Origin of the sequence: Sodalis sp. RH20, from assembly GCF_047324205.1 — a bacterium.
Lineage (GTDB): Bacteria > Pseudomonadota > Gammaproteobacteria > Enterobacterales > Enterobacteriaceae > Acerihabitans.
The window spans coordinates 4465912-4491315 of record NZ_CP178733.1; the positions used below are offsets into that span (position 1 = coordinate 4465912).

A 25404-nucleotide genomic window follows, 5' to 3' on the forward strand; every position below is an offset into this window, starting at 1 on the left:
ATGACCCACTGTTTACCATTGCAAAACCGGCCATCCAGCCTGTTGTGCATGCCGAAGCAGGATACCGTCGGGATTAACGGCATAAGGATAACCCACCTGACTTAATAACGGCAGGTCATTACACGAGTCGGAATAAAAGCTGGCCTGCGCCAACATTGACTCCTTGCCCTCGATCAGGTCCAGCAGCCTGGACACTTTCCCCTCCCGATAAGTTAATACGCCACAGGTTTTACCGGTATAAGAATCGTCATAAACTTCAAGTTGTATCGACAAGGTTTCAGCGACGCCGAAGCGGCGCGCAATCGGCGTCACCAAATGTTCGCCGGACGCCGAAATAATAACGTTCCGATCCCCGCGGCGTTGATGTTCGGCGATACAGCGCCGGGCGGGCTCACGTATGCAGGGAACGATCGCCTCGTCGATAAAGGCCTCCACGCACTGCGCCACTTCATCCGTAGAACGGCCGATCAGCGGCTCCAGGGTAAACGACATATATTCTTCCATGGATAATGTCCCCTGCCGGTACTGTAGCATTAATGCCTGTTCCCGTTGCACAAATCCGTCGCGTTGCGCCCAGCCCAGCGTCAGCATGTACTGGCTCCACAGGCTGGCGCAGTCTCCATCAATCAGTGTGTCATCCAAATCAAATAACGCCAGGCTCATGCCACCTCACATAATGTCGTTATATCTAACTGTAGACCAACCGGCGTGCCATTTGGGTGCAGATCGGCCACCGATCGGTTCAACACATCCACCAGCAGTTCGACCCCCTGCGCCGACACGCGATAACGGATCACATTACCCAACAGGCTGTGGCCGTCGACGCGCGCGCTAATGCCCTGCCCGGCCGGCAACAGCATAATAGACTCAGGCCGCACGGCGACCCGGCCCCGCCAGCCGCGCCCGGTCAACAGCGCGGCCTGATCCGGGCTTAACAGGTTATAACTGCCGATAAACCCGGCGGCAAAGGCGTCCACCGGCTGGGTATAAAGCGTTTCGGCGCTGCCGTTTTGCACGATTTTACCTTTATTCATCAGCACCACGCGGTCGGATAAGGTCAGCGCTTCTTCCTGATCGTGCGTAACAAAAATGGCGGTCAGCCGCAATTCTTGCTGAATACGCCGGATTTGGTCGCGCAAATGCTTGCGGATGCGGGCATCCAGGGCCGATAGCGGCTCATCCAGCAGCAGCAGCCGGGGACGGGTGACGAGCGAACGCGCCAGAGCCACCCGCTGGCATTGGCCGCCGGAGAGCTGATGCGGATACCGGTGGGCGAACTCATGCAGTTCCACCAGTTCCAGCACCTCGTTGACGCGGCGCGTGATCTCGGTCGCCGCCAGCTTTTGCATTTTCAGGCCAAAGGCCACGTTGCCGGTGACCGTCATATTCGGGAACAACGCATAGCTCTGGAATACCATGCCGATACCGCGGTCCTGGGGCGACAACGGCACTAAATCCGCGCCTTGCAACAAGATTTGCCCACTGTCCACCGGCGTCAGGCCCGCCAGGCAACGCAACAGGGTAGACTTGCCGCAGCCGCTCGGCCCGAGCAGGGTAACAAATTCGCCTTCCGCAGCATCGAAATCGATATTTTCGAACACCTGGGTCGGACCATAATGTTTATTAAGCTGTTTTACCGCCAGATAAGACATGATTATTCCTTGCCCTTATTCACGGAATTCGCCACCAGCGTCAGCAGCAAGACCACCAGGAAATAGGAGATCACCAGGGCGCTGGTGAAATGGCCGCTGCCGTTGCGGCTATTATAAAGATAGACCTGCAGCGTCTCGAAACGGTTGCCCACCAGCAGGTTGGCAAAGACAAACTCGCCGATAAGGAACGAGAACGACAGCAATACGGCAATCATGCAGCCCTTGCGCAGGTTGGGCAGCACCACCAGCAGCGCCGCCCGCCAGGTACTGGCGCCGAGCAATTGGGCGGCATCCATCAAATCACGCAGGTGGATGGCCTGCATATTGTTGGTGATCGCCCGATAGATAAACGGCAGCGCGATGGTGAAATAACAGCCGATTAAAATCCACGGCGTGCCGGTCATGGCCAGCGGACCGTCGGAATACAGCTGCAGCAGGCCCACCGACGACACTACCGGCGGCACGGCGAACGGCAGCAGGATCAGAATATTCATCAGGGCATCAAGCTGCGGGAAATAGTAAGCAATCACAAACATTAATGGCAATACCAGTACAACGGCAAGGGCCAGCGCGCCAAAACAAATCAGCAGCGAATGCCACAGCGCCGTCAGGAAACGCGGATCCTGCCAGAGCTGGGCCATCCATTTTAAGGTGAACCCTTCCGGCAACACCGTCGACCCCCACTGGCTGGAAAAAGCGTAAACCAGCGTCGCCACCAAAGGCAGCAGCAGGATAAACAGCAGCACCGCGACCACGGCGCGGTGATAAATGTTTTCAGCACGCGTCATCAACCCCCTCCCGTTTTGCCGCCAACTAACTTATCAGGATCGTACATGGGTATAGCTCCTGCGCATCACCCAGCGATGAACCAGGGTGATAAACACCATCAGCAGTACCAGGAACATGCCCAGCGCGCTGGCCATATTCGGGTCAAGTTCCAGATCGCCCGCCACCAGGGCGGCGATACGGATTGGGATAACGTTGAAATTGCCGCTGGTCAGGGCAAAAATCGTGGCGTAGGCGCCCAGGGCGTTAGCCAACAGGATAACAAAGGTGCCCAGCAGGGCCGGCGCCAGCACCGGCAGGCCGATATGCCGCCAGTAACGCACCTTGCCCGCGCCCAGCAACGCGGCGGATTCGCGCCAGTCCTCGCGCAGGCCGTCAAAGGCCGGATACAGCAACAGCACCCCGAGCGGGATCTGGAAGTAGGTGTACAGCACCATCAGGCCGGTTTTGGAATAGATGCTGAAGTCCCCGAGCCAGCCATAACGGCGCAGAATAAGCGTAACGCAGCCGTTGGTGCCGAGCAGGATGACAAAAGCGAACGCCAGCGGGACGCCGGTAAAATTGCTGGTCATATTGGTAAAGGACATCACGGCGGTGCGCAGGCGCGTCACCCCGAGCTGGCGCAGCGAGTAACTGCCCACCAGGGCGATCAGCAACCCGAATACGCTGGACCAGAAGGTGATTTGCAGGGAGAAGTAGATCGCCTGCCGGTAAAACGGCGAGCCGAGGATTTGCCGATAGTTATCCATCCCCCAGCCTTCGATGTCGCTGTTGAAGCTATGCACCGCCATCCACGCCAGCGGCGCGATTTGGAAAGCACAGAACACCAGCGCAAAAGGCAGCATGACCAATACCGCCAGCCATTTGGCCTTCATTTCAACAGCTCCGCGCAGGCCGGCCGATCGTGTTCAACCCCCAGCAGGCTGCAAAGGGTGCCGCACAGTTCCGTCTGGCGCGGCGCGGCGGGCGCCTGGCTAAAAGCCGCGCCGAACACAAATAACGGCACCTGGCGCTCTTCGGGCAGGATGCCGCCATGGCTGCGATCGTCGTTCATGCCGTGATCCGCCGTGACGATCACCTGATAACCGGCTGCCAGCCACGCGGGCATATATTGCGACAACAGGCCGTCCGCGGTGCGGGCCATATTACGGTATTGCGGCGACGACAGGCCGAAGCGATGGCCCGCGTCGTCGATATTCATGGGATGAAGCAGCAGGAAATCCGGTTGGTGGCGCTGGCGCAGGCTTTCCGCATCTTCAAACAGATGGGAGTCGGGATAATGGTCCGCATGATAAAAATGCCCGTACTGGATAGCCGCCTCCGGCGCGACGGTATGGCGATCGCGCACGGCATCGAAGGGGGCGCGGTTATACAGTTCGCTCACCCAATAATAGGCCGCCGCCGCGGTGGTAAGGCCGGCGGCGCGGGCAAAATGAAAAATGCTGCGATGATGCGAAAGCCTCACCACGTTATTATGCACGACGCCGCTCGCCACCGGCGGCACGCCGGTAAGGATACACTCATAGAGCGGTCGCGATAATGACGGCAGCTCGCAGTCCAGTTGATAGAGGCATCCATGCCCCGCCGCGCACTCAGCGTGCAGATATCCCATGGCGTCGTAGGCCACCGGATAGCTTAGTCCGTCCAGTATCACCAGCAGGGTTTTCATCACGCCTCCTTTACTGCGGCATGACCATCATGACATTCTCCTGCCACAGGCGCGGCAGTTCCTTGGCGCTCTTTTCCCAGGCAACCGGATCGGCGATGGGATGGGCGTTTTTATACTGTTCGATAGGCAGCAGCTTGGCTTTCACGTCATCCGGCAGCGTCAGCTTTTCCACGCGGATCGGGCGGGCATAGCCCCGGGCCAGGTTGATCTGTCCGGCATCGGAAAAAATATATTCGCGCGCAAACTTGGCCGCATTGGGATGTTTGGCATATTTATTTATAATCGTGGTATAGCCGGAGGTAATGGAGCCATCGGAGGGGATCAATACATCAAAACGGGTCTTGTCGATGGTGTCGCGGTAATTAAGGCCGTTGAAATCCCAGACGATGCCCACATCCACTTCGCCTTTTTCCAGCGACGCTATAGTCGGGTTGTTCAGTCCCAGGCGTCCCGCCTTGGCCAGCTTGGCAAAAAATTCCAGGCCCGGCTTCAGATTCTTTTCATCGCCGCCCATGGCATAGCTCGCCGCCAGCACGCCGTTGGTCGCTTGCGCCGCGGTACTGACATCGCCGACGGTCACCTTATAATCGCCTTTCAGCAAATCGGCCCAGCTATGCGGCGTTTCTTTTACCGTTTGCTTGTTCACGATAAAAGCGATGGTGCCGGTATACGCCAGCGCCCAATGGCCGTCTTTGTCCTTCGCCCAGTCGGGAACCTGATCCCAGGTACTGGGTTTGTAAGGCAGCGTTACGCCTTTTTGTACCGCCACCGGCCCAAAGGACGATCCCACATCGCCGATATCCGCGCTGGCGTTGCCTTTCTCAGCCAGGAATTTGGCAATCTCCTGCGCTGAACTCATATCGGTATCGCTATGCTTCAGGCCATATTTGCCGGCCAAATCCGCCCAGGTATCCTTCCAGTTTGCCCAGCTGTCAGGCATGCCGACACTATTGACCTCGCCTTCCTGGCGCGCCGCTTTCTCCAGGGCCGCGACATCCGCGGGCGCGGCGAAACCGGCCGGGCTTGCCATCAGGATGGCGGTGGTTAACACAGAAGCGAACAGAAGTTTCATAAATGATGCTCCGGGTGAAGGAATGAAGGTGACGAACTCTACTGGTCTAGTCCAGCAAGAACCAAGCCAATCTACCGAAGTAAGATGAATATTTGATGTCAGTAATTCTTTTAGCCGATTTTTTGTTATGGTTTTACCACCCCATCCGCAAAGGCAGAAAAATGTGCACTATGAACAGGCAGGCCGGTAAAAAAAATGCTGCATAATGGCGCTTCTTTCAGCGCCAGCCTGTCCCGGCAAAAAACCGTTACCGCGATTTGCCAGGCGATCGCCGGCTGGATTGCACAAGGGGACTTGACGCACAACGATCGCTTGCCCGCCGAGAGGATGCTAAGCGAACAATTTGCCACGACCCGCATTACCCTGCGGGAAGCGTTGGGGCAGTTGGAAGCCCAGGGGCTGATTTACCGCGAGGAACGCCGCGGCTGGTTTGTCAGCCCGCCGCGTATTATCTATAACCCGCTGACGCGCAGCCATTTCCATGCCATGGTGCGCGAGCAGGGACGTAAACCCGCCACCGAGGTATTGGATGCCAGCGAAATGACGACGCCGGCGGCGATATGCGCACATTTGGCATTGCCGTCCGGTTCACGGGTATATTGCATACGCCGGGTCAGGCGCATTGACGGGCGTGCGGTGCTTTACGTGGAACATTACCTGAATCCGGCGTATTTTCCGGCGATTTTGCATGAGGATCTGACATCCTCGCTTACGGAACTGTATGCCAACCAGTATGGCATCCGTTACGGCAAAGTACGTTTCGCCATGCTGCCCACCACCTTTCCGCAGGCGGCGTCGCAGGCGCTGAAATTGGCGGATAACAGCCCGGCGCTGTTTATTACCCGTATCAATCGCGATCAGTATGGCCGCATTATTGACTGCGACCTGGAGTACTGGCGCTACGATACCCTGCATATCGACGTAGAGGCGCAGTAGCGCCGGGGGTCATTCACAATGCGTTTTCATGTCCCCACAGATCAAACACCAGCACGGACCCCGCGCCGTCCGCCAGTACCGGGAACAGGATATTTTCACACACGTAAAGATGATGGCGATGGGCCAGATACTGGTCCAGGGCTGCGCTGTCGGCAAAAAAAAGCCGGAGCAGATGCCTGAAGCCCTTATCCCGTTGTTCCCGGCTGGCATTGTCATGCCACGATGCCTTCAGGATGCCGGGAATATACCGATCCATCGCCAGCAGCGTCGCGGCGACCTGCTGGATCTCCGCCGGCGCCAATGCCGGCCTGAACCGGAACAGAACATTATGTTCAATCATCTTTCTCTCCGATTTTTCATCCCTTGAAGCACGCCGCCTTTCAGGGGGAAGGAGGGCTTTTCGCCCCGCTCTTGCCATAAGGATAATTGCGCTTCATATAACGATGTGTCGATCTGAAGGCCGCCACCAGCGTCGTCAGAAATATTTTTTGTTCATGTTGATTCATCAGTTACCCTCTTACCGCTTATTATTTTGTCATGCTAAGTCCGCCATCCCGTCTGTGCGCGCGGTCCTGTACGCCAGGGTGCCTTTTCATGAAGGGTGTCCACAGAGTTGCCTCAATAATAGGGATTGATTACACTCATCCTTGCGTTGCCAGCGGAAAGTGGCGCTAAGTATTTTAAAAAAAATTAATATAATTAAAATAATATAAAACTTTTCTTTCTCAGCTTGTCCTTGAGTACGATTAAATTTAACCCGTCCATCCCAATAGGTAAAATAATTATATTATTAGCTATAATTAATTAGCGTTAAATCATTTAAAACAAAAATTGAATATTGCTAATAGATTCAATATTAAGCATATCGATATTTTTTTCTTATGAAACCGCGCGGGGGGAATGGGGAAAGCACAATGAAGCAGCGCGGCGCGTCAACGCCGGGCCGCCCCGCTATTTTACCGCTGTGACATCTGTGACCGATCAGTCCGCATCGTAGCCCAGGTTCGGCGCCAGCCAGCGTTCAACTTCAGCGATAGGCATATTTTTACGCCGGGCATAATCTTCCACCTGATCCCGCTGGATCTGCGCCACGGCATAATATTTACTGTCGGGATGGCTGAAATACCAGCCGGAGACCGACGCGCCGGGCCACATGGCATAGGACTCCGTCAGGCGCATCCCGGCGGTGTCGTCCACATTCAGCAATTGCCAGATAGCCGCTTTCTCGGTGTGGTCGGGACAGGCCGGATAGCCGGGCGCCGGGCGGATGCCCTGGTAGTTTTCCCGAATCAATTCGTCATTGCTCAGGTTCTCGTTGGGCGCGTAGCCCCAGTAGACTTTACGCACCCGCTCATGGAGATATTCGGCAAAGGCTTCAGCCAGACGGTCGCAAAGGGCTTTGACCATGATTTTATTATAATCGTCCTGTTGGGCGTCAAAGGCCGCCGCCAGCGCATCTTCCTCCAGACCGCCGGTGACGGCGAACGCGCCCAGGTAGTCCGCCTTGCCACTGTCTTTCGGCGCCACAAAATCCGCCAGGCAATAATTGGCGAATTCGCTTTTCTCCGTCTGCTGACGCAGATGATGGCTGACCACCAGGACTTCGCGCCGGCTTTCATCGCGATAGATTTCGATGTCGTCGCCCACCCGGTTGGCGGGAAAAATACCCACCACCCCGCGCGGGTTAAGGGATTTTTGCGCGGAAAGCTGGTCCAGCAGGGCATTGGCGTCGTCAAACACGCGTTTCGCCTCGGCGCCGACCACTTCATCCTCCAGGATGCGGGGGTATTTACCCGCCAGCGACCAGGTCATAAAAAACGGCGTCCAGTCAATATAGTTGCGCAATGTCTCGATAGAGGCGCTGACGGACTGAATGCCCAGGCGATGGGCCACCGGGGGAATATAGCTATCCCAATCGATGGCCAGGTCGTTATCGCGCGCGGCCTGCAGCGAGACCGGCGGCGTACGGGGCTTTTTGCGGCCATGCTGGATGCGCACCGTGTCATACTCCTTACGGGTACGCAGTATAAATTCATCCCGCTGCTCGTCCGACAGCAGGGCCGACACCACCCCCACGCTGCGCGAGGCATTCTGCACATACACCGTCGGCCCGCTGTAGTTTTTCTCGATTTTAACCGCGGTGTGCGCCTTCGAGGTGGTGGCGCCGCCAATCAGCAACGGCAGGGTAAATCCCTGGCGTTCCATCTCTTTGGCGACGTTGACCATCTCATCGAGCGAGGGCGTGATCAAGCCCGACAGGCCGATAATATCCACGTTGAATTCCCGCGCCGCTTTCAGGATCTTATCCATCGAGACCATCACACCCAGGTCGATGATTTCGTAGTTATTGCATTGCAGCACCACGCCGACGATATTTTTGCCGATATCATGCACATCGCCTTTCACCGTCGCCAGCAGAATCTTGCCGGCCGCCTTTTGCTTTTCTTTTCCCGCCTTGATAAAGGGTTCCAGATAGGCAACCGCCTGCTTCATGACCCGCGCCGACTTGACCACCTGCGGCAGGAACATCTTCCCGGCGCCGAACAGGTCGCCCACCACGTTCATGCCGGCCATCAGCGGCCCTTCAATCACCTCAATGGGCCGCGCCGCCTGTTGCCGCGATTCTTCGGTATCCGCTTCGATGTATTCGGTAATGCCTTTTACCAGCGCGTACTCCAGCCGTTTATTGACCGGCCAGCCGCGCCATTCCGCCTGCTGTTGTTTCGTATCGTCGTCGTTTTTGCCAACGCGGTATTTCTCCGCCAGATCCAGGAGTCTTTCGGTGCCGTCGGCGCGCCGGTTGAGCACCACGTCCTCTACCGCCTCGCGCAGCTCATCGGACAGGTCGTCATAGATGGCCAGCTGGCCGGCGTTGACGATCCCCATATCCAGGCCGTTCTTGATGGCGTAATAAAGGAACACCGCGTGTATGGCCTCGCGTACCGGCTCGTTGCCGCGAAACGAAAACGACACGTTGGATACCCCGCCGGAAATCAGCGCATGGGGCAGCTCGGCCTTGATATCGGCACAGGCGCCGATAAAGTCCTGGGCATAGTTATTGTGTTCTTCAATCCCTGTGGCGATGGCAAAAATATTGGGGTCGAAGATAATATCTTCCGGCGGGAAACCCACGGTTTCGGTCAGGATGCGGTAAGCGCGGCGGCAAATGTCTATCTTGCGCTGCCGGGTATCCGCCTGGCCCTCTTCATCAAACGCCATCACTACGACCGCGGCGCCGTAACGGCGCACCAAACGGGCATGGTGGATAAAGGCGGCCTCGCCTTCCTTCATCGAGATGGAATTAACGATGCCCTTACCCTGGATGCACTTCAGCCCTTGCTCGATGACGTCCCATTTCGACGAATCGATCATAATCGGCACCCGGGATATATCCGGTTCGCCGGCGATCAAATGCAGAAAACGCACCATGGCGGCGGCGGAATCCAGCATGCCTTCATCCATGTTGATATCAATGATCTGCGCGCCGCTTTCCACCTGCTGCAACGCCACCGCCAGCGCCTCATTATATTTTTCTTCTTTGATCAGGCGCTTGAAGCGCGCCGAACCGGTAACGTTGGTGCGCTCGCCCACGTTGACGAACAGCGTATCCTTGGCGATATTCAGCGGTTCCAGGCCCGCCAGACGGCAAGCTATGGGCCGTTCCGGCAGGACGCGCGGCGCTATGCCCTCGACGGCGCGCGCCATGGCGGCGATGTGCGCGGGCGTGGTGCCGCAGCAGCCGCCGACGATATTCAGGAAACCGGAAACGGCCCATTCCTTGATCTGCCCGGCCATTTCATCCGGGCCGAGATCGTATTCGCCAAAGGCGTTCGGCAATCCGGCGTTGGGATGGGCGCTGACATAACAATCGGCAATGCGCGACAGCTCGGCCACATACTGGCGCAGCTCATCGGGGCCTAAGGCGCAGTTCAGGCCAAAGGACAGGGGCTTGACGTGGCGCAGGGAATTATAGAAGGCCTCGGTGGTCTGGCCGGAAAGGGTGCGCCCCGAGGCATCGGTAATAGTGCCGGAAATCATCACCGGCAACTGCACGCCCATGGCCTCGAATTCGGTTTCGATGGCGAATATCGCGGCCTTGGCGTTAAGGGTATCGAAAATGGTTTCCACCATAATCAAGTCCACGCCGCCCGTCACCAGAGCGTGAACCGCCTCACGGTAAGCGCTCACTAACTGATCAAAACTGACGTTGCGGAACGCCGGATCGTTAACGTCCGGCGAAATGGAGGCGGTGCGGTTGGTGGGGCCGAGGACGCCGGCCACATAGCGGGGTTTCTCCGGCGTGCGCGCCGTCCATTCGTCGGCGCTGCGCCGGGCCAGCCGGGCGGCCTCGGTATTCAGCTCGCCGACCAGCGACTCCATATGGTAGTCGGCCATGGCGATGGCGGTAGAGTTAAAGGTGTTGGTCTCAAGGATATCGGCGCCCGCCGCCAGATAGTCGTGATGGATGGCGGCGATCACCTCGGGCTTGCTCAGCACCAGCAGATCGTTATTGCCTTTCAGATCGCTCGGCCAGTCGGCGAAACGCGCCCCCCGGTAGTCCTCTTCCTCAAGCCGGTAACTCTGGATCATGGTGCCCATGCCACCGTCCAGCACCATGATGCGCTGTGCTAATTGCCTGCGCAGTCCGTCCACTCGATTGTTCACCATTACCCCATCCACCGCTGAAAAAATCATCTTTTATGAAGCCAAAACAGGCAGAACATCCTAGCATAAATTACAGGCAATCGACGCCGAAGGCGCATGAGACTTTTTCAAATCCCACCGGTCCGGCCCGAAACGATGCTGTACGATGTAAAAAGAATGTTTCAGATTACATTTTTAATTTGAAGCAGATCACAATTAGCGCGAAAAAACGACAAAGCATCTGGAAACCGCAGCAAAAATCGGGATAATGTTACCGGTAACATCACTACACTCTTTTCTGGCCACGGAGCCTTACGATGACAACAACAGCTAACCATATCTTCGTTTTAATGGGCGTTTCAGGCAGCGGCAAGTCCGTGGTGGCCAACGCCCTGGCCCGTGAGCTATCGGCCGCGTTCCTTGACGGCGACTTTTTGCATCCGCGCGCCAACATCAACAAGATGGCGGCGGGACAGGCGCTTAACGACGACGATCGCGCGCCCTGGCTGGCGGCAATCAATGATGCCGCGTTTGCGATGCAACGTACCAACGCCATTTCCATTATCGTCTGTTCGGCGCTGAAAAAACATTATCGCGATCGACTGCGGGAAGGCAACGCCAACCTGTCCTTCCTGTATCTCAAGGGCGAATTCGATGTGATAGAAGCCCGGATGAAAGCGCGCAAAGGTCATTTCTTCAAGACCCAAATGCTGGTCACTCAATTCGATACCCTGGAAGAACCGGGCGCCGATGAAAAGGACGTCCTGGTGGTGGATATCAACCAGCCGGTGGACGGGGTCATCAACGATGCCCTGCGCTGCATCAAGGAACAGATCGCGCGCAACGGCGGCTAACCTCCTGTGCGCTAAAGCAGCGACAGGCACAGCAACTATGCTTGTTATGCCAGGGATAATCATTGTCATACCCGGCCGGTAATCTCCAGAGGGTGCATCCGGCTGTTTAAGCATTTTTAGCTGAAACGATTCAATTTCACAATATCGCTGTAATAGCCGGCAGGCCGCTTCGCTACTAATAGGTTGTCATTATAAAAAAAAGCGATTCGACGGTTTGTCCGGCGGCTGGGACACCAATTCCGTTGTTGAGCCAGGCTTCGCCGACGGCAAGAGCCAGGCTTGACCATTCAATCTTAAGTGTGAGGCAGATATGAATCCTACCGTAGCCCGGGTGACACAACGCGTTATCGACCGTTCTTTACCCACCCGCACCGCTTATCTGGCGCGCATCGACGCCGCACGCGTCAAAACGGTTCACCGGTCGCAGCTGGCCTGCGGCAACCTGGCCCACGGCTTCGCCGCCTGCCAGCCCGATGATAAGCTGGCGCTGAAAAGCATGACCCGCAATGATATCGCCATTATCAATTCATACAACGATATGCTGTCCGCCCACCAGCCTTACGAGCATTACCCGCAACGCCTGAAGGACGCCCTGCACAGCGTCGGCGCGGTAGGCCAGGTAGCCGCCGGGGTACCGGCGATGTGCGACGGCGTGACCCAGGGACAGGACGGCATGGAGCTGTCGCTGATGAGCCGGGAGATCATCGCCATGTCCGCCGCCATTGGTTTATCCCATAATATGTTCGACGGCGCCTTATACCTCGGGATTTGCGACAAGATCGTCCCCGGGCTGGTGATGGCGGCGCTGTCCTTTGGACATCTGCCGGCGGTATTCGTCCCCGCCGGACCGATGGCCAGCGGTTTGCCGAATAAAGAAAAAGTACGCGTACGCCAGCTCTATGCCGAGGGCAAGATAGACCGCGCGGCCATGCTGGATGCCGAAGCGGCGTCATATCACAGCGCCGGCACCTGCACCTTTTACGGCACCGCCAACTCCAACCAGATGGTCATGGAAATGATGGGCCTGCATTTACCCGGCTCATCGTTTATCCAGCCCAATACCCCGCTGCGCGACGCCCTGACCGATGCCGCCGCCGTACAGGTTACGCGCCTGACGGAAAACAGCGGCAACTATCTGCCGATTGGCCGGCTGGTGGACGAGAAGGTGATCGTCAACGGCATTATCGCCCTGCTGACCACCGGCGGTTCCACCAACCACACCATGCATTTGGTCGCCATGGCCCGCGCCGCCGGCATTATCATTAACTGGGACGACTTCTCCGAATTGTCGGACGTCGTGCCGTTGCTGTCGCGCATTTACCCCAACGGACCGGCGGATATTAATCAATTCCACGATGCCGGCGGCGTCCAGCTTGTGATACGCGAATTGCTAAAAGGCGGCCTGCTGAATGAAGAGGTCAATACCGTCGCCGGTTTCGGTTTAAGCCGTTACACCATGGAACCCTGGCTGGATCAAGGAGTGCTGGCCTGGCGCGAAAGCACCGAAATCTCGCTCGATCCCAAGGTGATAGCCAGCATCGATAATCCGTTTGAACATCACGGCGGCACCAAGGTTCTGGACGGCAATCTGGGGCGCGCGGTGATGAAAACCTCAGCCGTACCCGTGGCCAACCAGGTTATCGAGGGGCCGGCGATGGTGTTTGAAAGCCAGCATGACGTGGGTCCGGCCTTTGATGCCGGCGAATTGAACAAAGACTGCGTGATCGTGGTGCGCTACCAGGGACCGCGCGCCAACGGCATGCCGGAGCTGCATAAACTGATGCCACCGCTGGGCGTGCTGCTGGATCGCGGCTACAAGGTCGCCCTGGTCACCGACGGACGTTTATCCGGCGCGTCAGGCAAGGTGCCAGCGGCCATCCATGTCACGCCGGAGGCCTATAACGGCGGATTGCTGGCGAAAATCCAGACGGGCGATCGGGTGCGGGTGAACGGCGTTACCGGCGAGCTGTCGTTGCTGGTGGACGCCGACGAACTGGCGCGGCGGATCGTGGCGCGGCCTGATTTAAGCGCGGAGCATATCGGCTGCGGCCGCGAACTGTTCGGCGCGCTGCGCGGGCAACTCTCCGGCGCGGAACAGGGTGCGAGCTGCATTCCCTTTTAATCCAGGGTGGGATTCATTTTTTTCAGATCGTATGGCGTAATCTGGTAAACGTAGTAGTTCAGCCAGTTGGCGAACAATAAATGCCCATGGCTGCGCCAGCTGGCCCTGGGCGGCAGGTCTGGATTATTATCCGGGAAATAGTTAACCGGGATGGCGGGATTCAGGCCGGCCGCCAGATCGCGATGATATTCGCCGGCCAGGGTTAAGGCGTCGTATTCCGGATGACCGGTGACGAAGGCCAGGCGTTTATCGGGACTGGCGAATAGATAGGCGCCGGTTTGCTCCGATTCCGCCAGGATCTCCAGGTCGGTATATTGACGGATAACGTCGGAGGGGAAGTCGGCATAGCGGGAATGCGGCGCCAGAAACGTCTCGTCAAACCCCCGGGTCAGCAAGGCATGCGGCTTAAGGGTGTTATGCTGATATACGCCGGCCAGCTTCTCCCGCCGGGTCATTTTGGGAATGTCGTATAAAATATTCAGCGCCGCCTGTACCGCCCAACAGACGAACAGGGTCGAGGTGACATGCCCTTTAGCCCATTGCAACACCCGGTCTATCTGCGGCCAGAAAATCACGTCCTGAAAGTCCACCAGCCCCAGCGGCGCGCCGGTCACCACCAGACCATCGTAGTTTTCATCCTGGATATCCTCAAAATCACAGTAAAAGGTGTTGAGGTGTTCCGCCGGGGTGTTTTTCGACTCATGATTGTCAATACGCAACAGCTGAATATCAATTTGCAGCGGCGAGTTGGACAGCAGTCTCAGGAACTGATTTTCCGTCTCGATTTTTTTCGGCATCAGATTAAGGATCAGCACCTTTAGCGGACGTATTTCCTGGGTGCGCGCGCGGGAAGTGGTCATAACAAACACGTTTTCGTTACGCAGGAAATTCACTGCTGGCAACTCATCAAGAACCCGAATCGGCATAACTATAGAACCTCAAAGCATACGTATAAACGTTTAGACATCCAGATGCCCACGATAGCGTTTTTAGTAAATGATGTCGAGTGTTCAACCATTAGTTGAAAATGTTTCATCTTTAGCGAAACATTTTCTTTATTATTTCCAGCTTGCCGAACCGCTGATTATTACCGGACGGGGGGCAGGCCCGCGGCATCGGCCAGCATCTGGATAAAGGGCAGCGTCAGGGCGGAGGTATCGCAGGCCTGACGGTGGAGCAGCCAGGTTCTGTTCTTAACCGCCTGGCCGTCCACAGTGATGGGTAGACGGAACAGCGAATCCGGCAACGGCAAATAGCTGGAGATAATGGCGTAACCTAAGCCATGGTTCACCATGGCCAGGCAAACCTCCAGTTTGTCCACCGTCATGGCGATACGCGGCGCCAGGGAAAAATTGGCATTCCACCAGCGCTCAATCAGTTGGGTAATATGCGGCCCATGATTAATTTTAATCTGCGGCAAATGAGGCAGCAGGCTGAAATTAAGCTCATGCTGGCTTATCAGGTAATAACAATCCTCATCGATCAGCCGCTTGCCCTCTTTCCAGTTAAAATCATCTTTCACCAGCGCCAGATGAATCTCATCCCGTTGCAGGCGCTGGAAAATTTCTTCGCTGTAACCACTGGTAAGGCTAATGCTGACGCCGGGATATTGCCGGCGAAAACGTTCCAGCAAGGCGGGCAGGCGGTAGGCGGCATAATTACTCGACACCCCGATGCGGATCTCCCCTTGCTGTTGCTCATCCAGGCTATGCAGGTTGATTTTCAGCTGCTGCATGTCCCTAAGCACCTTATCGGCATGGCTGGCCAGAAATTCCCCCTGCGCGCTGAACGCCAGGCCTTTGCTGTTCTCGTCAAATAACTGGATCGCCAGTTTGCGCTCGATTTGTTTTAAGCGATAACTCAGCGCGGGCTGGGAGGTATATAACTGTTCCGCGGCGCGGGTGATATTTTTATGCTGGTAAACGGCCCGGATAATGAGCCAGTCTTTTTCATTCACGGCCGGTGTCCATGGGAAATTATCTTCCACTATAAAATATTTTTTGGCTTAAGGATGCAAGTCATAAAAACGCTCGATTGGGCTTAGCAGGGAAAATCGCCTATATCTGCGGTATAAGATATTGATGCTGCGCTGAAAACGCACCAAAACAGGGAGACACCATGGCGATTGGCACCATAAGCGAGCAAAAGAATAAAATTATTTATGCTGTTGATGACATGGCTGCGCAGTTAGAACAGCTGGCGTTGCAGATCCATGGCAATCCGGAGCTGAGCTTTAACGAAACGCAGTCCGCCGCCGCGCTGATCGCGCCACTGAGGAGCGCGGGTTTTGTCATTGAACAACCGCTGGGCGGCCTTCCTACCGCCTTTCGCGCCACTTTTGACAGCGGCAAACCCGGACCGGTGGTGGCGCTGCTTGCGGAATACGACGCGCTGCCAGAACTGGGGCATGCCTGCGGCCATAATCTTATCGGCACCGCCGCGGTGGGCGCCGCGCTGGCGTTAAAGGCCGCCTGCCCTGAATTAGGCGGGCGCCTGCTGGTGATCGGTACCCCGGCGGAGGAAGAAGGCGGCGGTAAAATCATTCTCGCCGATCTGGGCATATTCGATGCAGTGGATGCGGTGATGATGGTCCACCCGCGCGAGAAAACCATGGTGGTGCGCGGCGGACTGGCGTGCGTGGATGCGGTATTTAAATTTTACGGCAAGGCGGCGCATGCCTCGTCGGCACCGCAGAAAGGCATTAGCGCCCTGGACGCGGTCATCCATACGTTTGTCGGCATTAATGCCCTGCGCCAGTTCTTCACCGACGATGTGCGGGTACATGGGATTATTACCGATGGCGGCAGCGCCACTAATATCGTGCCGGCCTATGCCGAGGCAAAATTCCTGATGCGCGCGGCGACGGTTAACGGGTTACGGCTGGTGCGGGATAAAGTGTTCGCCGCAGCGCAAGGCGCCGCAGCGATAAGCGGCGCCAGGCTGGAAATCGAGCCGGGCCTGACCTATGCCGAACGCAACAACAACCGGGCCCTGGCCATGGGTTTTCAACGCAACCTTGAGCTGTTGGGCATCGACGTGTTCGATCCGCCGGTAACCGGTGGTATCGGCTCGTCCGATATCGGTAATGTCAGCCAGGTCACCGCGGCCATCCATCCTTATATCCGCATTGGCGACGTTTTCCCGCATACCCCTGAGTTTGCCCAGGCGGCGGCTTCGCCCGCCGGCCTGGACGGCATGCTGCAGGCCGCCAAGGCGCTGGCGATGACCGCCTTTGACCTGAATCAGGATCGCTCGCTATTGCAGGCGGTAAGAGATGAATTTTCGCGCTGGAAGCTCGCCAACCAGGCCGGGCAGGAGGAATAAAATGAAAAACAGAGGGGTACTCGCGTTACTCGGCATGGTTATGGGCGCAACGGCGGCACAGGCGGCCGGTGAAACGGTGCGTATCGGCGCCGATCTGACCTATCCCCCGTTTCAGTACCGGGAAGCGGACGGTACGCCGCGGGGCTTTGAAATCGATATTACCCATGCCGTCTGCCGGGCAATGGCGGTGCAATGTCAATTCGTGGTCAGTAGCTTTGACGCGGAGATTCCCTCGCTGCTGGCTAAAAAAGTCGATGTTATTTCGCCGCTGGGAGCGACCGAAAAACGCAGGAAAGCCATCGACTTCAGTGATTTCGTTTACCATATCCCCACCCGGCTGGTGGCGCGCAAGGGCAGCAACCTGCAGCCGGACGTGGCATCGCTGCAGGGCAAGCATATCGCCGTCCAGCAGGGCACCATCCAGGAGATGTATGCCAACCAGTTCTGGGCCGCCAAGGGCATCGATATCGTCCCTTACGCCGATCAGGATATGATTTATCAGGATTTGGCGGCGGGACGGCTGGACGGCGCATTAAGCCCGGCGGTAGCGGTCACCTATGGTTTCCTGAATAAACCCGAAGGCAAGGATTTCGCCCTGACCGGACCCGAAGTACGCGATGATAAACTCTTCAGCATCGGTTCGGCCTATGGTTTTCGCAAAGATGACGAAAAGATCAGGGCATTGCTAAACGAAGGTTTGGCTAAAATCAAGGCCGACGGCACGTGGGAAAAGATCAAACAGCAGTACTTTGGTGATATCGATTTGTCGGTTCATCAACCGGAGCAGGCCGATGCCAGTCACTGAGCCGCACGCAGGGACGCTATTGCCGCTGATGGACAGCCTGTTGCGGCAGTTCTCGCAGTTGCACCGGTTATCCGGCAGCGACGACGCCGAACGCTCGGCCGGCTATCTGGCAGAGGTGCTGAGCCGTCATGGCCTGTCGCCGCGCATTGAGCAATGTTCATTGTTGTTAAGCAATCCCCTTTCCGGCAGTCTGCAACTGCCGGACTACCCGGCATGGCGCTGCGCGGCCAAGACTCGCTCTTTCTCGGCCAGTTGCCCGCTGGGCGTGGACGCTGCGCTGTTTTACGACGCGCGCTCCACGGACCCGATACCGGATAATCAGATGGCGCAATGGTCCGCCCAGGTGAAAGGTAAGATTGTCATTGCCGATCAGGGTTTTGAAGATTATGTACAGCGGCTTGATGCCGCCGGCGCGTTGGGTCTCATCCATATCTGGTGGTCGGGCGAAACGGCGTTGCATGAGGAAACCGTCGGGCCGATCTGGGGCACCCCGGTGCCCGACGATCGCCATCGTTATCCGCGCCTGCCGGTCATCTCGATCAACCAGCAGCAGGGGCGCGAGCTGCTGGCGCTTTATCAACGGCACCCCGCCCCGCTTACCGCGCGTCTGCGCACCGAGCTGCAGGTGGCGGTTTCCACATGCAGCCTGCCGGTGGTGGAGATAGCGGGAGAATCTCCCGAGTTTGTCCTGTTATCTTCCCATTATGATTCCTGGCATGAAGGCGTTACCGACAATGCCACCGGCAATGCGTTATGTCTGGCGATGGCCGTTCATTTTCATCAGCATCGCCACGAGTTAACACGGGGTCTGCGGATTGCCTGGTGGCCGGGCCATTCGAATGCCCGCTATGGGGGGTCGACCTGGTATGCCGACCGGTTTCGTCATCCGTTGGCTCAACATTGCGTGGCGCATATTAACGTTGATTCCCCCGGCTGTATGGAAGCATTGCAGGTAGTGATCAACGCCAGTGGGGCCGAACAGCCTGATTTCCTTAACCGCGCGGTGCGTCGGGTAACCGGTAGTGCGGCACAACGCATTACGCCGTTGGGCAAAGGAGGCGACCAGTCTTTTTGGGGCAGCGGTTTGCCGCTGCATTTCGCCCTGCGCGAAGAGCCGGTAAATAAGAATACGCTGTCGCCGGGCAGCGGCGGCGGCTGGTGGTGGCATACCGAAGCGGATACCTATGATAAGGTCGATCTGGCTATTTTATGGCGTGACAGCCGGATCCATGGTTACTGGCTGGCGGAGCTTCTAACCGCTACGGCGTTGCCGCTGGATCCGCTGGGCTATCGGGATCGGCTGTATAAAGAAATGGCGGCGTTGCAAGATCAGCTGGATCCTGCGTTTGACCTGAGTCCGGCGCTTGACGCCATGGTGGGTCTGCTGGACGATTTGCAGCGGGTGGTAGCATGTTGGCAATACGATACTCAGGCATGGCAGCCGGCAATAATCAAGGTGCTGGCCTTATGGCACCGCCTGCGCTATAGCTCGGTCGATGATTTTCATTACGACCTGAGTTATCACGGCGGCGCATTTCCCGGGCTGCGGATCCTTAAAGATCAGGCCGCCCAGGCCACGCCTGAAACCTTTTTGATGATGACCACCCAGTTCCATCGCCAGCGGGATCGGGCGCTGGATCTGCTGGAGCGCAGCGCGCAAGTCCTGCGTACGGCATTATCGCGGGATCGGCCATAGCGCCCGGGTAGCGAACCGCCAGGGTCACGCACATGAAAAAGCCCTCTGTTTTCTTTGAGGGCTTCGCCAATTGGATGCCTGGCAGTGGATGCCTGACTGCGTCAGGCACCCTGCGGGCCGTCGCCTGCGGCTCCGTTCCACCGGCGTTGCCGGGGGTCCTACTCTCTTACTCGAGTAGCGAACCGCCAGGGTTACGCACATGAAAAAGCCCTCTGTTTGCACAGAGGGCTCCGTCAATTGGATGCCTGGCAGTTGATGCCTGACTGCGTCAGGCCCCCTGCGGGCCGTCGCCTGCGGCTCCGTTCCACCGGCGTTGCCGGTGGTCCTACTCTCTTACTCGAGTAGCGAACCGCCAGGGTTACGCACATGAAAAAGCCCTCTGTTCTCACAGAGGGCTTCGTCAATTGGATGCCTGGCAGTTCCCTACTCTCGCATGGGGAGACCCCACACTACCATCGGCGCTACGGCGTTTCACTGCTGAGTTCGGCATGGGGTCAGGTGGGACCACCGCGCTAGTGCCGCCAGGCAAATTTCTCGTCTCATCCTGAGACTCGCCCTGCGGGCCAGCGCTGTGCGCTGTACAAAATCGCTCCCGGCGATTTTGTCATTTCCCCTGTGCAAGGCCAACGCTCCGCGTTGTTGACAACCCGTCAATATCTCGACCGGCTGTATTTAATACTTTCCGTTACAAGCTGAAAATTCTCTCGCCACCCCTCGGGGCGACGCTCTCTTTGCGTCAAACACTTTAGGTGTTGTAAGGTTAAGCCTCACGGGTCATTAGTATCGGTTAGCTCAACGCATCGCTGCGCTTACACACCCGACCTATCAACGTCATCGTCTTTAACGTCCCTTCAGGTGGCTTAAAGCCACAGGGAAGACTCATCTCGAGGCAAGTTTCCCGCTTAGATGCTTTCAGCGGTTATCTCTTCCGCACGTAGCTACCGGGCAATGCCATTGGCATGACAACCCGAACACCAGTGGTGCGTCCACTCCGGTCCTCTCGTACTAGGAGCAGCCCCTCTCAATCTTCCAACGCCCACGGCAGATAGGGACCGAACTGTCTCACGACGTTCTAAACCCAGCTCGCGTACCACTTTAAATGGCGAACAGCCATACCCTTGGGACCTACTTCAGCCCCAGGATGTGATGAGCCGACATCGAGGTGCCAAACACCGCCGTCGATATGAACTCTTGGGCGGTATCAGCCTGTTATCCCCGGAGTACCTTTTATCCGTTGAGCGATGGCCCTTCCATTCAGAACCACCGGATCACTAAGACCTGCTTTCGCACCTGCTCGAGCCGTCACTCTCGCAGTCAAGCTAGCTTATGCCTTTGCACTAACCTCACGATGTCCGACCGTGATTAGCTAACCTTCGTGCTCCTCCGTTACTCTTTAGGAGGAGACCGCCCCAGTCAAACTACCCACCAGACACTGTCCTCGACCCAGATTATGGGCCGGAGTTAGAACATCAAACATTAAAGGGTGGTATTTCAAGGTTGGCTCCATGCAGACTGGCGTCCACACTTCAAAGCCTCCCACCTATCCTACACATCAAGGCTCAATGTTCAGTGTCAAGCTATAGTAAAGGTTCACGGGGTCTTTCCGTCTTGCCGCGGGTACACTGCATCTTCACAGCGAGTTCAATTTCACTGAGTCTCGGGTGGAGACAGCCTGGCCATCATTACGCCATTCGTGCAGGTCGGAACTTACCCGACAAGGAATTTCGCTACCTTAGGACCGTTATAGTTACGGCCGCCGTTTACCGGGGCTTCGATCAAGAGCTTCTCCTTACGGATAACCCCATCAATTAACCTTCCGGCACCGGGCAGGCGTCACACCGTATACGTCCACTTTCGTGTTTGCACAGTGCTGTGTTTTTAATAAACAGTTGCAGCCAGCTGGTATCTGCGACTGGCTTCAGCTCGGGGAGCAAGTCCCTCCACCTAATGCCAGCGTGCCTTCTCCCGAAGTTACGGCACCATTTTGCCTAGTTCCTTCACCCGAGTTCTCTCAAGCGCCTTGGTATTCTCTACCTGACCACCTGTGTCGGTTTGGGGTACGATTCGATGTGACCTGGAGCTTAGAGGCTTTTCCTGGAAGCGTAGCATCAATTCCTTCACCACCGTAGTGGCTCGTTATCACGCCTCAGTGTTGAATGAAAGAGCGGATTTACCTGCTCTTTCCACCTTCACGCTTAAACCGGGACAACCGTCGCCCGGCGAACCTAGCTTTCTCCGTCCCCCCTTCGCAGTCACACCCAGTACAGGAATATTAACCTGTTTCCCATCGACTACGCCTTTCGGCCTCGCCTTAGGGGTCGACTCACCCTGCCCCGATTAACGTTGGACAGGAACCCTTGGTCTTCCGGCGAGCGGGCTTTTCACCCGCTTTATCGTTACTTATGTCAGCATTCGCACTTCTGATACCTCCAGCAACCCTCACAGGCCACCTTCGCAGGCTTACAGAACGCTCCCCTACCCAACAATACCCGAAGGTATCGCTGCCGCAGCTTCGGTGCATGGTTTAGCCCCGTTACATCTTCCGCGCAGGCCGACTCGACCAGTGAGCTATTACGCTTTCTTTAAATGATGGCTGCTTCTAAGCCAACATCCTGGCTGTCTGTGCCTTCCCACATCGTTTCCCACTTAACCATGACTTTGGGACCTTAGCTGGCGGTCTGGGTTGTTTCCCTCTTCACGACGGACGTTAGCACCCGCCGTGTGTCTCCCGTGGTAACATTCTTCGGTATTCGCAGTTTGCATCGGGTTGGTAATCCGGGGTGGACCCCTAGCCGAAACAGTGCTCTACCCCCGAAGATGAATTCACGAGGCGCTACCTAAATAGCTTTCGGGGAGAACCAGCTATCTCCCGGTTTGATTGGCCTTTCACCCCCAGCCACAAGTCATCCGCTAATTTTTCAACATTAGTCGGTTCGGTCCTCCAGTTAGTGTTACCCAACCTTCAACCTGCCCATGGCTAGATCACCGGGTTTCGGGTCTATACCCTGCAACTTAACGCCCAGTTAAGACTCGGTTTCCCTACGGCTCCCCTATTCGGTTAACCTTGCTACAGAATATAAGTCGCTGACCCATTATACAAAAGGTACGCAGTCACCCTGATAAATCAAGGCTCCCACTGCTTGTACGTACACGGTTTCAGGTTCTATTTCACTCCCCTCGCCGGGGTTCTTTTCGCCTTTCCCTCACGGTACTGGTTCACTATCGGTCAGTCAGGAGTATTTAGCCTTGGAGGATGGTCCCCCCATCTTCAGACAGGATATCACGTGTCCCGCCCTACTCATCGAGCTCACAGCACTTGTACCTTCGGATACGGGGCTATCACCCTGTGTTGCCGGACTTTCCAGACCGTTCTCCTGATACAAACGCTGATGGTGACTCTGGGCTGTTCCCCGTTCGCTCGCCGCTACTAGGGGAATCTCGGTTGATTTCTTTTCCTCGGGGTACTGAGATGTTTCAGTTCCCCCGGTTCGCCTCAATACGCTATGGATTCACGTAATGATAGTGCAACGAATTGCACTGGGTTTCCCCATTCGGACATCGCCGGCTGATAGCGCTTCATATCAGCTCACCGGCGCATTTCGCGGATTAGCACGTCCTTCATCGCCTCTGACTGCCTAGGCATCCACCGTGTACGCTTATTCACTTAACCTCACAACCCTAAAGTGTCTGTGTTGCGACTGGCTGCACACTGCCATGGCATCGTTGCGCGGTGCTCGCCATGCTCATGGACATTGAGTCCACTCCGCTGGCTGCGCGCCGTGCGCCTTGCCCTGACACTGTTCGCACAGTCTCACCCTGGTGAGAGTAAACCCTCGCCTGGGCTACAGAGATTGCCATCGACACGGCAATCATTAGGTTTGCTTGCTTTGAGAGAATCGCATACTGATTTTGCTCAGCATGTTTTTTTTCAAATTTTCAGCTTGTTCCGGATTGTTAAAGAGCATGTATTTCGCAGCATACTCATAAGAGTGTGCTCTGAAATAGACAGCGGGATATGGCGTCCCCTAGGGGGTTCGAACCCCTGTTACCGCCGTGAAAGGGCAGTGTCCTAGGCCACTAGACGAAGGGGACAAAGATAGGATCACGAAGCAGTGCTGCTTCGCAAAAAAACCATACGAGCTGTTTGCTCATTACAGTTATCAGACAATCTGTGTGGACACTACACAATTAGTATCTATTTCGGTAAGGAGGTGATCCAACCGCAGGTTCCCCTACGGTTACCTTGTTACGACTTCACCCCAGTCATGAATCACAAAGTGGTAAGCGCCCTCCCGAAGGTTAAGCTACCTACTTCTTTTGCAACCCACTCCCATGGTGTGACGGGCGGTGTGTACAAGGCCCGGGAACGTATTCACCGTGGCATTCTGATCCACGATTACTAGCGATTCCGACTTCATGGAGTCGAGTTGCAGACTCCAATCCGGACTACGACGCACTTTGTGAGGTCCGCTTACTCTCGCGAGTTCGCTTCTCTTTGTATGCGCCATTGTAGCACGTGTGTAGCCCTACTCGTAAGGGCCATGATGACTTGACGTCATCCCCACCTTCCTCCGGTTTGTCACCGGCAGTCTCCTTTGAGTTCCCGACATTACTCGCTGGCAACAAAGGATAAGGGTTGCGCTCGTTGCGGGACTTAACCCAACATTTCACAACACGAGCTGACGACAGCCATGCAGCACCTGTCTCAGAGCTCCCGAAGGCACGTTCGCATCTCTGCAAACTTCTCTGGATGTCAAGAGTAGGTAAGGTTCTTCGCGTTGCATCGAATTAAACCACATGCTCCACCGCTTGTGCGGGCCCCCGTCAATTCATTTGAGTTTTAACCTTGCGGCCGTACTCCCCAGGCGGTCGATTTAACGCGTTAGCTCCGAAAGCCACGGCTCAAGGCCACAACCTTCAAATCGACATCGTTTACAGCGTGGACTACCAGGGTATCTAATCCTGTTTGCTCCCCACGCTTTCGTACCTGAGCGTCAGTCTTCGTCCAGGGGGCCGCCTTCGCCACCGGTATTCCTCCAGATCTCTACGCATTTCACCGCTACACCTGGAATTCTACCCCCCTCTACGAGACTCTAGCCTGCCAGTTTCAAATGCAGTTCCCGGGTTAAGCCCGGGGATTTCACATCTGACTTAACAGACCGCCTGCGTACGCTTTACGCCCAGTAATTCCGATTAACGCTCGCACCCTCCGTATTACCGCGGCTGCTGGCACGGAGTTAGCCGGTGCTTCTTCTGCGGGTAACGTCAATCAACAAGGTTATTAACCTTGTCGCCTTCCTCCCCGCTGAAAGTGCTTTACAACCCGAAGGCCTTCTTCACACACGCGGCATGGCTGCATCAGGCTTGCGCCCATTGTGCAATATTCCCCACTGCTGCCTCCCGTAGGAGTCTGGACCGTGTCTCAGTTCCAGTGTGGCTGGTCATCCTCTCAGACCAGCTAGGGATCGTCGCCTAGGTGAGCCATTACCTCACCTACTAGCTAATCCCATCTGGGTTCATCCGATGGCGTGAGGCCCGAAGGTCCCCCACTTTGGTCTTGCGACGTTATGCGGTATTAGCTACCGTTTCCAGTAGTTATCCCCCACCATCAGGCAGATCCCCAGACATTACTCACCCGTCCGCCGCTCGCCGGCAAAGTAGCAAGCTACTTTCCGCTGCCGCTCGACTTGCATGTGTTAGGCCTGCCGCCAGCGTTCAATCTGAGCCATGATCAAACTCTTCAATTAAAAGCTTGATGCTCAAAGATTGTCATACTGTTAATCTTATGAATTAACTGTTTGTTCACTCTTCAAGACTTGGTATTTTGTGTTTCGATACGGTCTT

General features: G+C 56.3%; 17 protein-coding genes, 1 tRNA gene and 3 rRNA genes. 6 read left to right on the forward strand and 15 right to left on the reverse strand.

The annotated features are described in order from the left end of the window. Window positions 1–12: 12 nt before the first annotated feature. From ACL2XM_RS20375 to ACL2XM_RS20400, 6 genes are read right to left on the reverse strand one after another with little or no spacing between them, the layout of a single operon-like run. The gene (locus ACL2XM_RS20375; RefSeq protein WP_410012635.1) at window positions 13–663 is read right to left on the reverse strand and encodes an HAD family hydrolase; all 651 of its coding nucleotides are present in this window, start codon (window positions 661–663) and stop codon (window positions 13–15) included. After that, a complete protein-coding gene (locus ACL2XM_RS20380) occupies window positions 660–1652 on the reverse strand; it encodes an ABC transporter ATP-binding protein (RefSeq protein ID WP_410012636.1) in 993 nt (330 codons plus the stop codon). The genes ACL2XM_RS20375 and ACL2XM_RS20380 overlap by 4 nt, the downstream gene beginning before the upstream one ends. Before the next feature lie 2 nt (window positions 1653–1654). Next, on the reverse strand, window positions 1655–2440 hold the full coding sequence (locus tag ACL2XM_RS20385; protein WP_410012637.1) for an ABC transporter permease: 786 nt from the start codon (window positions 2438–2440) through the stop codon (window positions 1655–1657). Between the two features lie 33 nt (window positions 2441–2473). Then, window positions 2474–3313, reverse strand: a complete 840-nt coding sequence (locus ACL2XM_RS20390) for an ABC transporter permease (RefSeq protein ID WP_410012638.1) — start codon at window positions 3311–3313, stop codon at window positions 2474–2476. Then, window positions 3310–4107 carry an alkaline phosphatase family protein gene (locus tag ACL2XM_RS20395; RefSeq protein ID WP_410012639.1) on the reverse strand — a complete coding sequence of 266 codons (798 nt, stop codon included), beginning with the start codon at window positions 4105–4107 and terminating at the stop codon, window positions 3310–3312. Before ACL2XM_RS20395 ends, ACL2XM_RS20390 begins: the two co-directional genes overlap by 4 nt. A gap of 10 nt (window positions 4108–4117) precedes the next feature. Next, on the reverse strand, window positions 4118–5179 hold the full coding sequence (locus ACL2XM_RS20400) for an ABC transporter substrate-binding protein (RefSeq protein ID WP_413721832.1): 1062 nt from the start codon (window positions 5177–5179) through the stop codon (window positions 4118–4120). A gap of 195 nt (window positions 5180–5374) precedes the next feature. Between ACL2XM_RS20400 and ACL2XM_RS20405 the strand changes: the two genes are divergently transcribed. After that, window positions 5375–6115 carry a UTRA domain-containing protein gene (locus ACL2XM_RS20405; RefSeq protein WP_410012641.1) on the forward strand — a complete coding sequence of 247 codons (741 nt, stop codon included), beginning with the start codon at window positions 5375–5377 and terminating at the stop codon, window positions 6113–6115. A gap of 13 nt (window positions 6116–6128) precedes the next feature. Here ACL2XM_RS20405 and ACL2XM_RS20410 read toward each other — a convergent pair whose 3' ends face one another. The 3 genes from ACL2XM_RS20410 to metH form a co-directional block, all read right to left on the reverse strand. Next, the gene (locus ACL2XM_RS20410) at window positions 6129–6455 is read right to left on the reverse strand and encodes a Dabb family protein (protein ID WP_410012642.1); all 327 of its coding nucleotides are present in this window, start codon (window positions 6453–6455) and stop codon (window positions 6129–6131) included. Between the two features lie 40 nt (window positions 6456–6495). Then, window positions 6496–6621, reverse strand: a complete 126-nt coding sequence (locus ACL2XM_RS20415) for a hypothetical protein (protein WP_413731518.1) — start codon at window positions 6619–6621, stop codon at window positions 6496–6498. A gap of 475 nt (window positions 6622–7096) precedes the next feature. Next, entirely contained in the window at window positions 7097–10783 is a 3687-nt protein-coding gene (metH, locus tag ACL2XM_RS20420) for a methionine synthase (protein ID WP_413731520.1), read from the reverse strand. Window positions 10784–11076: 293 nt separating this feature from the next. Here metH and gntK point away from each other — a divergent pair, with 293 nt between their 5' ends. Continuing rightward, window positions 11077–11613 (forward strand): gluconokinase, encoded by a 537-nt coding sequence (gene gntK, locus ACL2XM_RS20425; RefSeq protein ID WP_413727382.1) that lies wholly within the window; start codon window positions 11077–11079, stop codon window positions 11611–11613. 310 nt (window positions 11614–11923) lie between these two features. Next, window positions 11924–13735, forward strand: coding sequence for a phosphogluconate dehydratase (gene edd / locus ACL2XM_RS20430; protein ID WP_413729092.1), 1812 nt, complete (start codon window positions 11924–11926; stop codon window positions 13733–13735). Here the strand turns inward: edd and metA are convergent. Together metA and ACL2XM_RS20440 are read right to left on the reverse strand one after the other, a co-directional pair. After that, on the reverse strand, window positions 13732–14661 hold the full coding sequence (gene metA, locus ACL2XM_RS20435) for a homoserine O-acetyltransferase MetA (protein WP_410012646.1): 930 nt from the start codon (window positions 14659–14661) through the stop codon (window positions 13732–13734). The two genes, edd and metA, sit on opposite strands and share 4 nt — an antisense overlap. Before the next feature lie 161 nt (window positions 14662–14822). Then, complete coding sequence (locus tag ACL2XM_RS20440; protein WP_413727384.1) at window positions 14823–15692, reverse strand: LysR family transcriptional regulator; 870 nt, start codon at window positions 15690–15692, stop codon at window positions 14823–14825. Window positions 15693–15853: 161 nt separating this feature from the next. Between ACL2XM_RS20440 and ACL2XM_RS20445 the strand changes: the two genes are divergently transcribed. From ACL2XM_RS20445 to ACL2XM_RS20455, 3 genes are read left to right on the forward strand one after another with little or no spacing between them, the layout of a single operon-like run. After that, window positions 15854–17059 (forward strand): M20 family metallopeptidase, encoded by a 1206-nt coding sequence (locus ACL2XM_RS20445; RefSeq protein ID WP_413731521.1) that lies wholly within the window; start codon window positions 15854–15856, stop codon window positions 17057–17059. A gap of 1 nt (window position 17060) precedes the next feature. Continuing rightward, a complete protein-coding gene (locus ACL2XM_RS20450) occupies window positions 17061–17864 on the forward strand; it encodes a transporter substrate-binding domain-containing protein (protein WP_413721826.1) in 804 nt (267 codons plus the stop codon). Continuing rightward, window positions 17851–19560: a M28 family peptidase gene (locus tag ACL2XM_RS20455; RefSeq protein WP_413731522.1), complete on the forward strand. Its 1710-nt coding sequence runs from the start codon at window positions 17851–17853 to the stop codon at window positions 19558–19560. The genes ACL2XM_RS20450 and ACL2XM_RS20455 overlap by 14 nt, the downstream gene beginning before the upstream one ends. 410 nt (window positions 19561–19970) lie before the next feature. Here the strand turns inward: ACL2XM_RS20455 and rrf are convergent. From rrf to ACL2XM_RS20475, 4 genes are all read right to left on the reverse strand, one after another. Further along, a 5S ribosomal RNA gene (rrf, locus tag ACL2XM_RS20460) occupies window positions 19971–20086 on the reverse strand. Window positions 20087–20316: 230 nt separating this feature from the next. After that, window positions 20317–23230 (reverse strand): 23S ribosomal RNA (locus ACL2XM_RS20465). 346 nt (window positions 23231–23576) lie between these two features. Next, window positions 23577–23652, reverse strand: a tRNA-Glu gene (locus ACL2XM_RS20470). 112 nt (window positions 23653–23764) lie between these two features. Then, a 16S ribosomal RNA gene (locus ACL2XM_RS20475) occupies window positions 23765–25307 on the reverse strand. Together the 16S, 23S and 5S rRNA genes with 1 tRNA gene alongside form the textbook arrangement of a ribosomal RNA operon. Window positions 25308–25404: the final 97 nt, after the last annotated feature.